Genomic DNA, 13,871 nt, shown 5'->3' on the forward strand with positions numbered 1-13,871 from the left:
ATTTCTCATCGCCTTTTCGCTGGACCTGCTCACTATGCCTTCGCGTAAGTTTGGACTGAACCTGGTCATGTTCCTGGCGATTGCTGCCTTGTTTACCGGTATCTGGGCGCTGTACAACCGCCCGGTAACGGCCCCTGATTGGCCGGAACAGGTCTCCGGTTTTTCTTTCTCACCCTTTCGCGCTGGGCAAAACCCACAGAAAGACACCTACCCCAGCGACGCGCAGATGCGTGAGGACCTGGAGCTACTGAGCAACCAGACCGACAACATCCGCACCTACTCGGTCGACGGTCCGTTGGGCGACATCCCCAAGCTGGCGGAGGAATTCGGCCTGCGCGTGACCCTGGGCATCTGGATCAGCCCCGACCTGGCGCGTAACGAGCGGGAAATCAGCAAGGCCATCGAGATTGCCAACAACTCACGCAGCGTAGTGCGCGTGGTGGTCGGTAACGAGGCGCTATTTCGCAAGGAAGTCACAGCAGACGCACTGATTGCTTACATCGACCGCGTGCGCGCGGCGGTCAAGGTGCCGGTGACCACCTCCGAGCAGTGGCACATCTGGCAGGAATACCCGGAGCTGGCGCAGCACACCGACCTGATCGCCGCCCACGTGCTGCCCTACTGGGAGTTCGTGCCCATGGAGGACGCCACCGACTTCGTTCTCGAACGCGCCAAGGACCTGAAAAAACTCTTCCCGAAAAAACCCTTGCTGCTCTCGGAGGTCGGCTGGCCGAGTAACGGCCGCATGCGCGGTGGCGCTGACGCATCACAAGCCGATCAGGCCATCTACCTGCGCACCCTGGTTAATGCGCTGAATGCCAAGGGTTACAACTACTTCGTCATCGAAGCCTTCGACCAGCCGTGGAAGGCCAGCGATGAAGGCTCGGTCGGCGCGTATTGGGGCGTGTACAACCTCGAACGTCAGCCCAAGTTCGCCTTCGAAGGCCCGGTGGTGGCGATTCCGCAGTGGCGCCTGCTGGCCATCGGTTCGGTGGTCCTGGCACTGCTCAGCCTGGCCTTGATGCTGATCGACGGCAGCGCCCTGCGCCAGCGCGGGCGGACCTTCCTGACCTTTGTCGCGTTTGCCGGCGGCTCCGCCCTGGTGTGGATTGGCTACGACTACAGCCAGCAGTACAGCACCTGGTTCAGCACCCTGGTCGGCCTGCTGCTCGGCATAGGCGCCTTCGGCGTGTTTATCGTGCTGCTCACCGAGGCTCATGAACTGGCTGAAACCGCCTGGACCCGTGCACGCCGACGCCCCTTCCAGCCAGTGGACAGCGACAGCGCCTACCGGCCCAAGGTGTCGATCCACGTGCCCTGTTACAACGAGCCGCCGGAGATGGTCAAACAGACCCTAGACGCCCTCGCGGCGCTGGATTACCCGGATTACGAAGTCATCATCATCGACAACAACACCAAGGACCCGGCCGTATGGGAACCGGTAGAGGCCTACTGCAAAGTATTGGGCCCGCGTTTCCGTTTCTTCCACGTCGCACCGATTGCCGGCTTCAAGGGCGGCGCACTGAACTACATCCTGCCGCACACCGCGCCAGATGCCGAAGTGGTGGCGGTGATCGACGCCGATTACTGCGTCGATAAAAACTGGCTCAAATACATGGTGCCGCACTTCAGCGACCCGAAAATCGCCGTGGTGCAGTCGCCGCAGGACTACCGCGACGGCAACGAAAACATCTTCAAAAAGCTCTGCTACGCCGAGTACAAAGGCTTCTTCCATATTGGCATGGTGACGCGCAACGACCGCGACGCGATCATCCAGCACGGCACCATGACCATGATCCGCCGCACCGTGATGGACGAGCTGAAGTGGGCCGATTGGACCATCTGCGAAGACGCCGAGCTGGGCCTGCGCGTATTCGAGCAAGGCTATAGCGCCGCCTACGCCCACCAGAGCTTCGGCCGCGGGCTGATGCCGGACACCTTTATCGACTACAAGAAGCAGCGTTTCCGCTGGGCCTATGGTGCTATCCAGATCATGAAGGGCCACGCGCGCAGCCTGTTCCTCGGCAAAGGTTCCCAACTCAAGCCCGGCCAGCGCTACCACTTCGTCGCTGGCTGGCTGCCGTGGGTGGCGGACGGCCTGAATATCTTCTTCACCGTCGGTGCGCTGCTCTGGTCGGCGGCGATGATCATCGTGCCGCAACGGGTCGACCCGCCGCTGATGATCTTCGCCATCCCGCCGCTGGCGCTGTTCTTCTTCAAGTTCGGCAAAATCATGTTCCTCTACCGCAAGGCCATGGGTGTGGATCTGGTGCGCTCATTCCAGGCGGCTATCGCTGGCTTGGCGCTGTCGCACACCATCGCCAAGGCGGTGCTGTACGGCACCTTTACCAAAACCATCCCGTTCTTCCGCACCCCGAAGATGGCCAACAACCACGGCATTCTGGTGGCCTTGGTCGAGGCTCGCGAAGAAGTGTTCATCATGCTGCTGCTATGGGGTGCAGCACTGGGCATTAGCGTTGTCCAGGGCATGCCCAGCGCCGATGTAAAGTTCTGGGTGGCGATGCTCCTGGTGCAATCACTGCCTTACCTGGCGGCGCTGATCATGGCCCTGCTGTCGTCATGGCCCGCGCCTCAGCCAAGCGTACAGCCCGCCCAGCCCGCCGCCACTGAGTAGCCGCAGACTGGAATGCCAGACGGCGGCCAATGGCCGCCGTTTTGCTTTAAGATGGCGGCCTTTCCGCTTGACGCCGCCTTGGAGCCGCAATGACCGCCAACGCCACGCCCCTCTCCCCGACGCTGGAGCTTGCCTGCGAGCTGATCCGCCGCCCGTCCGTTACCCCGCTCGATGAAGGCTGCCAGGAACAGATGACGCGCCGCTTAGCGGCTTGTGGCTTCACCATCGAACCGATGCGGATCGAGGAAGTGGATAATTTCTGGGCCACCCACGGCAGCCACGACGGTCCCGTGCTGTGTTTTGCCGGGCATACCGACGTGGTACCGACCGGCCCGGTACACAGCTGGCAGCACCAGCCATTCGATGCCCTGATCGACGAAGACGGCATGCTCTGCGGCCGTGGCGCGGCGGACATGAAAGGCAGCCTGGCGTCGATGATCATTGCCGTTGAGCGCTTTGTCGCCGAATACCCAAACCATAAGGGCCGTGTCGCCTTTCTGATCACCAGCGACGAAGAAGGCCCGGCGCACCATGGCACCAAGGCCGTGGTCGAGCGCCTGCGCGCGCGCAACGAACGTCTGGACTGGTGCATCGTCGGTGAGCCATCGAGCACCACCCTGGTCGGTGACGTGGTGAAGAACGGCCGTCGCGGCTCGCTCGGCTGCACCCTCACCGTGCGCGGCAAGCAAGGCCACGTGGCCTACCCGCATCTGGCCCGCAACCCGATTCACCTGGCTGCACCGGCGCTGGCCGAACTGGCCTCCGAGCACTGGGACGAAGGCAATGCGTTCTTCCCGCCGACCAGCTTCCAGGTCTCCAACCTGAATGCCGGCACGGGCGCGACCAACGTGATCCCCGGTGAACTGAAAGCGGTGTTCAACTTCCGCTTCTCCACCGAATCCACAGTCGAAGGCTTGCAGCAACGGGTCGACGCGATTCTCACCAAGCACGGCCTGGACTATCACCTCGACTGGGCGCTGTCCGGCATGCCATTTCTCACCGAGCCTGGTGCCCTGCTTGACGGTGTTGCCGCCAGCATCAAAGCGGTCACCGGCCGTGACACCCAGCCGTCGACCAGCGGCGGCACCTCCGACGGGCGCTTTATCGCCACCCTCGGCACCCAAGTCGTCGAACTCGGCCCGGTCAACGCCACTATTCACCAGGTCGACGAGCGCGTATTGGCCAGTGACCTGGATGTGCTTACCGAAATTTATTATCAGACCCTGGTGAACCTGCTCGCATGAGCCTGACCTGCCCTATCTGCCAAGGCGCGCTGAGCCCCGTAGACAACGGTGTGGCCTGCCCGGCCAACCACCGCTTCGACCGCGCACGCCAGGGTTACCTGAACCTGTTGCCGGTGCAGCACAAAAATAGCCGTGACCCAGGCGACAATGCCGCCATGGTCGAGGCGCGTCGGCGCTTTCTCGATGGTGGCCATTACGCGCCCCTGGCCAAACGTCTGGCCGAGCTGGCGGCGCGCTATAACCCGAACCGCTGGCTGGATATTGGCTGTGGCGAGGGTTACTACACCGCGCAAATCGCCGATGCCCTGCCACACGCCGACGGCTATGCCCTGGATATCTCCCGCGAGGCAATCAAGCGCGGCTGCAAGCGCGCCCCGCAGCTCAGTTGGCTGGTGGCGAGCATGGCCCGCGTGCCATTGGCTGATGCCAGCTGCCAACTGCTGGCCAGCGTATTCAGCCCGCTCGACTGGCAGGAAGCCAAACGCCTGTTGGCGTCCGGTGGCGGCCTGCTGCGCATGGGGCCAACCCGTGACCACCTGATGGAGCTCCGCCAGCAGCTGTATGACGAAGTGCGTGAGTATGATGATCAGAAGCACCTGGAGCTGATCCCCGAAGGCATGCGCCTGGCGCACAGCGAAACCCTGACATTTACTCTACAGCTGGACAGCAGCGAAGCCCGCGCCGACCTGCTGGCCATGACCCCACACGGCTGGCGCGCCAGCGCCGAACGCCGCGCCGCAGTCATTGCCCAACCCTGTGCAGTGACCGTTGCCATCCGCTACGACTGGATCGAGAAGCTATGACCATGCGCCAACCGGATATCGAGATTTACCTGAAAGACGCCGACCACAACGCCATTGGTGAGTGGTTGAGCAACGCACTGGGCAGCTGCACACCCTGGCAGCAGAAAGGCCAAACCTACAAATGCATGGCCGGTGATGTACCCGTCACCTGGTTGCCCAAGGCCGTCGGCAAATGGCACAGCCTGTTTTTGGAAAGCGACGCCACGCCCTGGGCCGACGACCTCACGTGCGCGCAAGCGGCTTTTGCCGCCCTGAATGTCGAAGTGCGCTGTGCGCCCAACGGCTGGGAAGAAGAGGAAAGCGACGAGCAGGCCGACCGCTGGATGCGCATCAGCGCCGACGGGGTTGAGGAAATCACCTGGCGCACCGCTAACTGAGCGACTGACAGACACACAAAACCCCGCCTAGGCGGGGTTTTGTTTAACCGGGCGTTGACTGCTTACCGGGTTTCTTTAGCGCTTCGTTACAGCGCTCAAGGCGCAACATCGTTTAGATACGGAACTGCCCGACCAATTCCTGCAAGCGCAAGGCCAGGCCATTGAGTTCACGCGAGGTCTGCGCGCCCTCGGCGGCATCACTGGCAACGCCATCCACCGCCCCGGCAATCTGATGCACGCTGCGGTTGATTTCCTCGGCCACGGCGGTCTGCTCTTCAGCTGCACTGGCGATCTGCGCGTTCATCGAGTTGATCGTGCCGATCAGGCCAGCGATGGTGTCCAGCGCCGTGCCGGCCTGGTTGGCCTGTTCGCGGGTGCTTTCGCCCTTCTCACCCGCGCGCTGCATGCTGGCCACCGTGCGTGCCGTGGCATTTTGCAGGCGATCGATCATGCTTTGAATCTCGCCGGTGCTTTGCTGGGTGCGGCTCGCCAGCGCCCGCACTTCGTCGGCAACTACCGCAAAACCACGTCCGGCTTCGCCAGCGCGCGCCGCTTCGATGGCCGCATTCAGTGCCAGCAGGTTGGTTTGCTCGGCAATGGCGCGGATCACATCAAGCACGCTGACGATGCCCTGTACGTCTTTTTGCAGGCTTTCCAGCGACTCACCACTGCTGTGCATTTCCACGCTCAGCTCATGGATCTGCTTGATATTCAATTCCACCACATGTTTGGCGGACTGGCCTTGCTGATCGGTTTCCTGAGCGGCTTCGGCCGCGCGCTGGGCGCTCATGGCCACTTCGTGGGCCGCCGCAGACATTTCATTAATCGCCGTGGCGACCTGGTCCGTTTCATGCCGCTGGCCTTCCATCGCCTGCTCCGAACGCTGCGCCTGGCTGGCTACTGCGCCAACTAGGCCACTGAGCTGGGTTGTCGTGCCGGCGACCTGCTGCACCAGACCATGAATTTTCTCCACGAACCGGTTGAAGGAGCCGGCCAACTCGCCCATTTCATCCTGGCTGGTAATTGGCAGGCGATGCGTCAGGTCACCGTCGCCGGCGGCCATGTCATCGAGGTTGCGCTTAATCAGCAGCAGTGGACGCAGCAACGACTGGCTGAGGCCCATGGCGAGGATCGCAATCACCACCAACAAGCCCAGGGCCGAACCGATCATGATCAGTAGCAAGCGGTCGATGCTCTTTTGGAACTCAGCACGCGCCACTTGCACATCACGCTCGACACCGTCGAGGTTCAGCGACGTACCGAACACCATCTTCCACTTCGGCAGGTGCTCGGAGTACCCCACCTTCGGCACCAGCTCAGTACTGCCACCCAGCACAAAGCTGTAGTTCACGTAATGGCTGCCATCTATACCGGCACGCACCAGCTCGCGAATGGCATAGACGCCATTGGGGTCGCGGAAATCATTGAAGCTTTCGCCGACCTGCTTGCCGGTATTGCCTTGCAGTACACGCACGATCTGCTCGTCGTAGCCCCAGAAGTAGCCGTCATCACCGTAAGACAAGCGCTCAAGAACCTTCACGGCCTCAGCGCGCGCCGCCATATCGCCTTCCGCCGAAGCCTGATACAGCGGTGCCAGCATATTCTTGGCTAGCTCGACATATTGCTTAAGCTCGGCTTGACGATCCTTGATCAAGCTTTCACGGGTTTTGCTTTCCTGCTGGTCGGCAAGGCTTTGCAATTGATGCACAGCTACGGCGCTGAGCAGAATCGCCAGTAGAAAAATCGGACCGAGTGCAAGCAACAACAGTTTGGAGCGTACGCGCAACGTTGAAAGCATCACCAACTACCTCTTGGAAGGACGGACAACGGCAGCGGCTCAGCGCTTTACCGTATCGACTATTACTTACAGCTATATAGCGACCGCTGCCGGAAATAATTGAGCAGGTTTTTCAGCACATACAAAAAGACCCCGAATATCGGGGTCTTTTATGGCGAAACGCAGGCGTGGTTACTGCATTTTCTTCAGTTCTTCGTCACGCAGTTCGCGGCGCAGAATCTTGCCGACGTTGGTGGTCGGCAGTATGTCGCGGAACTCGACGGCCTTGGGCACCTTGTAACCGGTGACATTGGCGCGCATGTGCTCCATGACCTGCTCTTTGGTCAGGGTTTCACCCGGCTTGACCACCACGAAGATCTTGATCGCCTCACCCGACTTCTCGTCCGGCACACCGATGGCCGCGCATTGCAGTACGCCCGGCAAGGTGGCCAGCACGTCTTCCAGCTCATTCGGGTAGACGTTGAAGCCGGACACCAGAATCATGTCCTTCTTGCGATCGACGATGCGCATATAACCGTCGTCCTGAATCACCGCGATGTCGCCGGTCTTCAGCCAACCATCGGCATCAAGGACTTCGTCGGTGGCTTCCTGGCGCTGCCAGTAGCCCTTCATCACCTGCGGGCCTTTGACGCACAGCTCACCAATCGAGCCCAGCGGCTGCTCAACGCCGTCATCGTCGACCACCTTGCAGAGAGTCGACGGCACCGGAATACCGATGGTGCCGATCTGGATATTGCTGAACGGGTTAACCGAGGCCACCGGGCTGGTTTCGGTCATGCCAAAACCTTCGCAGATCGAACACCCCGTGACCTGCTTCCAGCGCTCGGCGGTGGCCAATTGCAGGGCCATGCCGCCGGAGAAGGTGGCTTTCAGAGTGGAGAAATCCAGCTTGCGGAAATCCTCGTTGTTGCACAGGGCCACAAACAAGGTATTGAGGCCGACAAACCCGGTGAACTTGTACTTGGCCAGGTCCTTGGTCATGGCCGGTAGATCACGCGGGTTGGTGATCAGCACGTTGTGCCCACCAATCAGCATCATCGCCATGCAATGAAAGGTGAACGCGTAGATGTGGTACAGCGGCAATGGCGCGATCAGCACTTCGCTGCCTTCGCTCATTTCCGCGCCCATCAGCGCTTTAACCTGGAGCATGTTAGCGATCAGGTTGCGGTGGGTCAGCATCGCGCCCTTGGCCACGCCGGTGGTGCCGCCGGTGTATTGCAATACAGCGATTTCGCCATTGTTCGGTGCGGCGTCAGTAGACGTCTGACCGCGACCCTTGGCCATGGCTGCAGTGAACTTGACTGCGCGCGGCAGGTTGTAGGCCGGCACCATCTTCTTCACGTGCTTGACCACGCTGTTGACCAGCAGGCGCTTGAGCGGCGACAGCATGTCGCCCACTTCAGTGATGATGACCGTCTTGATCCCGGTTTTCGGCAGTACCTGCTCAACCAGATGGGCCATGTTGGCCAGGCTGACCAGCGCTTTGGCGCCGGAGTCGTTGAACTGGTGCTCCAACTCACGTGCGGTGTACAGCGGGTTGGTGTTGACCACCACCAGACCGGCGCGCAAGGCGCCAAACACGACAACCGGGTACTGCAACACGTTGGGCAGTTGCACGGCGATGCGGTCGCCGGGCTGTAAATCGGTGTTTTGCTGCAAGTAGGCGGCAAACACGCCAGACAACTCGTACAGCTCACCGTAGGTAATGGTTTTACCCATATTGCTGAAAGCAGGCTTGTCGGCGAAGCGTTGGCAGGACTCTTTCAGTACCGCCTGGATATTCGGGTACTGGTCAGGATTGATTTCGGCAGCAATCCCAACGGGATACTTATCCTTCCAAAAGTTTTCGTTCATGGAAGCCCACTCCTCAGCAACAGCTTGATCTTCACCGCGCATAGACGGCTGTTTATTGTAGATTCGCGTGTTTTTAATAATTTAAACGGCAGAAAAATGCCGGGAGCATTTTTTGAGGGTGCACCGCGATGGCCTAAAGGCCGGTCGCTATAGATGACGGATCACAAAAAAGCCGGCCGAGGGTAGCAGCTTTGCCAAACAGCGACTAGCACCAATAAGTGCCGCTACAGTCACTAAAATGACTAAACGCAGACTTATGGTCACTCTTATAATATCGCCAGAACCGGCGAACTATAGGCCTTGCAGAGGGATTACTCGGTTTTTCGCCAGCGCCTCAGAACTGGCGAACGCGGTTCTGAGGGCCAGCAGAAAACACTTGTTAGGCGATATCGCGCAGTTCGCGACGGAGGATTTTGCCCACGGGGGTCATTGGCAACGAATCACGGAAGACAATCTGCTTGGGCACCTTGTAGCCGGTGAAGTTTTCCTTGCAGTAGGCCTTGAGCGTATCGGCATCGAGGCTGCTGTCGCGGGCCACTACGAACAGTTTGACCGCTTCTCCGGACTTCTCGTCCGGCACGCCGATAGCCGCACAGCTGACCACTTGTGGATGGGCCATGATCACATCCTCGATCTCGTTGGGGTACACGTTAAAGCCCGAGACGATGATCATGTCCTTCTTACGGTCGACGATGCGCACGAAGCCGTCCGGGTCGATCACCGCCACGTCACCACTCTTGAACCAGCCCTCGGCATCCAGCACCTCGGCGGTGGCTTCCTCGCGCTGCCAGTAGCCCTTCATTACCTGCGGGCCCTTGATGCACAGCTCGCCGCGCTCGCCCAGGGGCTGCTCGACGCCATCGTCGTCGATTACCTTGAACGCCGTACCCGGTACCGGAATGCCAACAGTGCCCAGGCGCACTTTGTCACCGTAGGCATTGGTGCTGGCCACCGGGGAGGTTTCGGTCAGGCCATAGCCTTCGGTGACCGGGCAGCCGGTCACCGCCTGCCAGCGCTCGGCCGTGGCTTTGACCAGTGCGGTACCACCGGAGTTGGTCAGTTTGAAATGGGAGAAATCAAGGTTCTTGAATTCCGGGTGATCCATCAACGCGACGAACAAGGTGTTGAGCCCCAGCAGCGCCGAGAACTGCCACTTACCCAGCTCTTTGACGAAACCTGAGATATCCCGCGGGTTGGTGATCAGCACGTTGTGATTACCGTTGACCATCATGCACATGCAGTTCGCGGTGAAGGCATAGATATGATAGAGCGGCAGCGGCGCGATCATGATTTCCTGGCCCTGCTTCATCAGCGGGCTGCCATCATCGCCGAGCTGCGACAGGCAGGCATCCACCTGCAGCATATTGGCCACCAGGTTGCCGTGGGTGAGCATCGCGCCCTTGGCCACGCCTGTGGTGCCGCCGGTGTATTGCAGCACCGCGATATCGTCTTGGCCAACCTTGACCGGTTTCAGCGCATGGCCTTGGCCCTGCTTGAGCGCATCCTTGAACGCCACCGCCTGCGGCAGGTGGTAGTCAGGGACCATCTTCTTGACCTTCTTCACCACGGTGTTGACCAGCCAGCCCTTTAAGCTCGGCAGCATGTCGCCCATTTTGGCTTCGATCAGGTAATCGATCTCGGTATCGGGCAGCACGTCCTGCACCAGCTTGCCGAACATGTTCAGGTACACCAGCGCGCGCACGCCGGCATCCTTGAACTGGTGGCGCATCTCGCGGGCGGTGTAGAGCGGGTTGGTGTTGACCACAATCAGCCCGGCACGCATCGCGCCGAACACGGCAATCGGATACTGCAGCACGTTGGGCATCTGCACGGCGATACGGTCACCCGGCTGCAGGTCAGTGTGCTTTTGCAGGTAAGCGGCAAAAGCCGCCGAGAGCCGGTCCAACTCGGCATAGGTCAGTGTCACCCCCATGTTGCTGAAAGCGGACCGGTCGGCGAACTTCTTGCACGAGCGCTCGAACACCTCGATAACCGACTTATAAGCCCCCAAATCGATGTCATTGGGGACGCCGGCCGGGCGTTTGTCGCTCCAGAAATCAGGCTGCATTATTTTTATCCTCTTGCCCTGAGATGGTCTGATCCGCGCTGCGGAGTTGGCTGGAACTTAACAGTTAACGCCATACAGGCAAATAGCCTGGCAGCGTCATTGACGCACTGAATCTTGCCGCTCCCTGTGGAACTATCCTGGGCCGCCACGTATAACCGTTCAGGTCATAACCATAAAAATTCGCCATGCCTTTGATTCTGCCCATGCTGGCCTTACTGATTCTGCTCGCGCAGCCTGCGCAGGCCGAATCACAGCTGCGCATGGCCACCTTGGAGTACCCGCCCTACAGCTCTGAACACCTGCCCGATGGCGGCAGCATCGTCGCCCTGACCCGCCGTGCCTTTGCCGTGCGTGGTTACTCAGTACAGATTGATTTCATGCCGTGGCTGCGCGTTCGCAGGGCATTACAAAACCGTAGCCATCAGGGCGCAATGGCCTTATGGCCCAGCGACATTACAGCGGACGGGCTGCAAGCCTCGCGGCCACTCTTTTACAGCGAGCTGGGGCTATTTATCCGCAGCGACTATCCGCTGCAATTCACTGACTTAAAGCAACTGCGTGGGCAAACCTTAGGCATTGTGCGCGGTTATGCTTACCCGCAGCATGTGCTCGACGCGGGGTTGCACCTTGAAGAGGCCGTTAACGACATCAGCAACCTACGCAAACTCAAGGCCCGACGCTTCAACATGGTGCTGCTCGAACACATCGTTGGTAATCACCTGATCAATAACGATGAACAGCTGCGCGGCACACTGCGCTGGCACGGCAACGTGGTGGAACGGATTCCCCTGCTGGTCGGATTTATCCAGCCCAAGGCCGGCGAGCCCGACTGGAGCAAGGTGTTTGAGCAAGGCCTGCGCGACCTGCACAGCAGTGGCGAGTACATGCAAATTTTGCGCGAGCACAATCGCTAAACCCGCACGGACTTTGCGCCACGCCTTACTGGGTGCACAATGCCCAGCCTCTGCAGGCTTAAGGGATTCGCCATGCTCCACCAAGCGTTCTGGCTCGACAGCACCGATGCGGCGCCCCTCTACGTAAATCGTTGGTACAGCGAGCAACCGCCCAAAGCATTGGTGATGGTGGCCCATGGCATGGCCGAACACAGTGGCCGCTATGCACGGCTGGCTGAAGCGTTGGTGGCGCAGGGTTTCGAGCTGTACGCGCACGACCAGCGCGGACATGGCAAAACCGCTGAGTATGGCGTGCTCGGCCACTATGCCGACAGCAAGGGCTGGGAGCTGGTGGTCAATGACCTGGCCAACCTTAATCACCATATGCGCCAGAGCCACCCGCAAACGCCGATTTTCCTGCTTGGCCACAGCATGGGCAGCTACATCAGCCAGGCCTACCTCATGCACCATAGCTGTAGCTTGCAGGGGGCGATTCTCTCCGGCTCCAACTACCAGCCCGTGGCGCTGTACCGCGCCGGCCAGTTGCTCGCGCGTTTCGAACGCTGGCGGCAAGGCCCGCTGGGCTATAGCGCGCTGCTTGAGTTCGTCTCGTTCGGCTCGTTCAACAAGGCCTTCAAGCCCAACCGCACGACTTTCGACTGGCTGAGCCGCGACCCGTTGGAGGTCGATAAGTACATCAATGACCCACTGTGCGGCTTCCGCTGCAGCAACCAGTTGTGGATCGACCTACTCGGCGGCCTGCAACAGATCACGCCGCTGCGCAGCCTCGCGCAGATCGACAACAGCCTGCCGCTGCTGGTCATTGGCGGCGCGTGTGACCCCGTGAGCGACGGCCACCGTCAACAAGACCTGGGCAATGCCCTGATCGCCGCCGGCAACACGCAGGTACAGGTCAAAATCTACCCGGGTGCCCGTCACGAACTGCTCAACGAGAGCAACCGCGACGACGTCACCACTTACCTCATCGACTGGTTGCACCAGGCACTTAGCCAACCGCGCCAGCGCCACCCACAAAGCCAAGCGAGTCATCCATGAGCCAAAGCAGCAACACGCCCTACGACGCCCTTGAAGTCGGTCAAACGGCCAACTACAGCAAGACCGTCACTGAACGCGATATTCAGCTGTTTGCCGAAGTCTCTGGCGACCACAACCCGGTGCACCTGGATGCCGAATACGCCGCCACCACCATGTTCAAAGAGCGCATCGCCCACGGCATGTTCAGCGGTGCGTTGATCAGCGCTGCGGTGGCCTGTGAGTTGCCTGGCCCGGGCACCATTTATATTGGCCAGAGCATGCGTTTTACCGCGCCGGTAAAACTCGGTGACACCCTCACCGTGCGCCTGGAAATTCTGGAAAAACTGCCGAAATTCCGCGTGCGCGTAGCCACCCGCGTGTTCAACCAGAACGATGAAATGGTGGTAGACGGTGAAGCGGAAATCCTCGCGCCGCGCAAAGCGCAGACCGTTGAGCTGACAAAGTTGCCGCCGATCACCATCGGCTAAAAAGCACAACTGCTCAGCGGTACACCGCTTCTGCGGCAAGTTCCTAAACAGCCTCTAAGCTTGTTAGCCCACGTCACCGCTGCTCCCTGCAGCGGTGCACGCCCCACCCACACAATCGCGCCAAGGCAATCCGTTTTGGCGCCTCTGGAGATTTCCATGTCCCTGTCCATGTACCACGCCTCCATCCCAGTCTTTACCCGCCAGCTCACCAACCTGTCGACCATCCTCGGCATCGCCGCGGCCCACGCTGAAGAAAAGAAGATCGAACAGAGCGTGTTTCTCAACGCGCGCCTGGCCCCCGATATGTTCCCGCTGAGCCGTCAGGTGCAGATCGCCTGTGATGGCGCCAAGGCCGGCGCTGCACTGCTGGCTGAAGTTGACGCACCGAGCCACGCCGACGACGAAACCACCTTCGCCGAACTGCAAGCGCGCATCGCCAGCACCCTGACCTTCCTGCAAAGCCTCAGCGCCGCGCAGATTGATGGCAGCGACGCACGTACCGTGACACTCAAGCGCCGCGACAAGGAAACCCACTTCCAAGGCCAGGCGTTCCTGCTTGACCACGTGCTGCCGAACTTCTATTTCCACTACACCACCGCCTACGCCATCCTGCGCCACAATGGCGTCAACGTCGGCAAACGCGACTTCCTCGGCACCCGCTAAATAGCCCAGTAAG

At 60.2% G+C, this 13,871-nt stretch carries 11 protein-coding genes and 1 pseudogene; 8 read left to right on the forward strand and 4 right to left on the reverse strand.

Annotated features, from left to right (window positions below):
- The first annotated feature begins 34 nt into the window (after window positions 1–34).
- The 4 genes from N1078_RS03490 to N1078_RS03505 all read left to right on the forward strand — a co-directional run bounded on the left by N1078_RS03490 (window position 35) and on the right by N1078_RS03505 (window position 5,059).
- Complete coding sequence (locus N1078_RS03490) at window positions 35–2,635, forward strand: glycosyltransferase (protein ID WP_274086810.1); 2,601 nt, start codon at window positions 35–37, stop codon at window positions 2,633–2,635.
- Window positions 2,636–2,724: 89 nt separating this feature from the next.
- Complete coding sequence (dapE, locus tag N1078_RS03495) at window positions 2,725–3,879, forward strand: succinyl-diaminopimelate desuccinylase (protein WP_274086811.1); 1,155 nt, start codon at window positions 2,725–2,727, stop codon at window positions 3,877–3,879.
- Entirely contained in the window at window positions 3,876–4,682 is an 807-nt protein-coding gene (locus N1078_RS03500) for a putative RNA methyltransferase (protein WP_274086812.1), read from the forward strand. The genes dapE and N1078_RS03500 overlap by 4 nt, the downstream gene beginning before the upstream one ends.
- A gap of 2 nt (window positions 4,683–4,684) precedes the next feature.
- Window positions 4,685–5,059 carry a hypothetical protein gene (locus N1078_RS03505; protein WP_274086994.1) on the forward strand — a complete coding sequence of 125 codons (375 nt, stop codon included), beginning with the start codon at window positions 4,685–4,687 and terminating at the stop codon, window positions 5,057–5,059.
- Window positions 5,060–5,171: 112 nt separating this feature from the next.
- Here the strand turns inward: N1078_RS03505 and N1078_RS19580 are convergent, their stop codons facing one another.
- The 4 genes and pseudogenes from N1078_RS19580 to fadD2 form a co-directional block, all read right to left on the reverse strand.
- Entirely contained in the window at window positions 5,172–5,927 is a 756-nt protein-coding gene (locus N1078_RS19580; protein WP_411912032.1) for a methyl-accepting chemotaxis protein, read from the reverse strand.
- Between the two features lie 102 nt (window positions 5,928–6,029).
- Window positions 6,030–6,857 (reverse strand): annotated as a pseudogene (locus tag N1078_RS19585) (cache domain-containing protein); the annotation flags it as partial.
- 171 nt (window positions 6,858–7,028) lie between these two features.
- Entirely contained in the window at window positions 7,029–8,711 is a 1,683-nt protein-coding gene (gene fadD1 / locus N1078_RS03515) for a long-chain-fatty-acid--CoA ligase FadD1 (protein ID WP_274086814.1), read from the reverse strand.
- Between the two features lie 379 nt (window positions 8,712–9,090).
- The gene (fadD2, locus tag N1078_RS03520) at window positions 9,091–10,779 is read right to left on the reverse strand and encodes a long-chain-fatty-acid--CoA ligase FadD2 (RefSeq protein ID WP_274086815.1); all 1,689 of its coding nucleotides are present in this window, start codon (window positions 10,777–10,779) and stop codon (window positions 9,091–9,093) included.
- 185 nt (window positions 10,780–10,964) lie between these two features.
- Here fadD2 and N1078_RS03525 point away from each other — a divergent pair, with 185 nt between their 5' ends.
- The 4 genes from N1078_RS03525 (at window position 10,965) to N1078_RS03540 (ending at window position 13,858) form a co-directional block, all read left to right on the forward strand.
- On the forward strand, window positions 10,965–11,693 hold the full coding sequence (locus N1078_RS03525; protein WP_274086816.1) for a substrate-binding periplasmic protein: 729 nt from the start codon (window positions 10,965–10,967) through the stop codon (window positions 11,691–11,693).
- Window positions 11,694–11,765: 72 nt separating this feature from the next.
- Entirely contained in the window at window positions 11,766–12,728 is a 963-nt protein-coding gene (locus tag N1078_RS03530) for an alpha/beta hydrolase (protein WP_274086817.1), read from the forward strand.
- Window positions 12,725–13,195: a MaoC family dehydratase gene (locus N1078_RS03535; protein WP_274086818.1), complete on the forward strand. Its 471-nt coding sequence runs from the start codon at window positions 12,725–12,727 to the stop codon at window positions 13,193–13,195. The genes N1078_RS03530 and N1078_RS03535 overlap by 4 nt, the downstream gene beginning before the upstream one ends.
- A gap of 156 nt (window positions 13,196–13,351) precedes the next feature.
- Entirely contained in the window at window positions 13,352–13,858 is a 507-nt protein-coding gene (locus N1078_RS03540) for a DUF1993 domain-containing protein (RefSeq protein ID WP_274086819.1), read from the forward strand.
- Window positions 13,859–13,871: the final 13 nt, after the last annotated feature.

The organism is Pseudomonas sp. MIL19 (assembly GCF_028680365.1).
Classification (GTDB): Bacteria; Pseudomonadota; Gammaproteobacteria; order Pseudomonadales; family Pseudomonadaceae; genus Aquipseudomonas; species Aquipseudomonas spirodelae.

Excerpts from the sequence above, each read along its gene's own strand:
- N1078_RS03490 (WP_274086810.1), top strand. The coding sequence starts at position 35 with ATGCCTTCGCGTAAGTTTGGACTGAACCTGGTCATGTTCCTGGCGATT.
- dapE (WP_274086811.1), top strand. The coding sequence starts at position 2,725 with ATGACCGCCAACGCCACGCCCCTCTCCCCGACGCTGGAGCTTGCCTGC.
- N1078_RS03500 (WP_274086812.1), top strand. The coding sequence starts at position 3,876 with ATGAGCCTGACCTGCCCTATCTGCCAAGGCGCGCTGAGCCCCGTAGAC.
- N1078_RS03505 (WP_274086994.1), top strand. The coding sequence starts at position 4,685 with ATGCGCCAACCGGATATCGAGATTTACCTGAAAGACGCCGACCACAAC.
- N1078_RS19580 (WP_411912032.1), bottom strand. The coding sequence starts at position 5,927 with ATGGAAGGCCAGCGGCATGAAACGGACCAGGTCGCCACGGCGATTAAT.
- fadD1 (WP_274086814.1), bottom strand. The coding sequence starts at position 8,711 with ATGAACGAAAACTTTTGGAAGGATAAGTATCCCGTTGGGATTGCTGCC.
- fadD2 (WP_274086815.1), bottom strand. The coding sequence starts at position 10,779 with ATGCAGCCTGATTTCTGGAGCGACAAACGCCCGGCCGGCGTCCCCAAT.
- N1078_RS03525 (WP_274086816.1), top strand. The coding sequence starts at position 10,965 with ATGCCTTTGATTCTGCCCATGCTGGCCTTACTGATTCTGCTCGCGCAG.
- N1078_RS03530 (WP_274086817.1), top strand. The coding sequence starts at position 11,766 with ATGCTCCACCAAGCGTTCTGGCTCGACAGCACCGATGCGGCGCCCCTC.
- N1078_RS03535 (WP_274086818.1), top strand. The coding sequence starts at position 12,725 with ATGAGCCAAAGCAGCAACACGCCCTACGACGCCCTTGAAGTCGGTCAA.
- N1078_RS03540 (WP_274086819.1), top strand. The coding sequence starts at position 13,352 with ATGTCCCTGTCCATGTACCACGCCTCCATCCCAGTCTTTACCCGCCAG.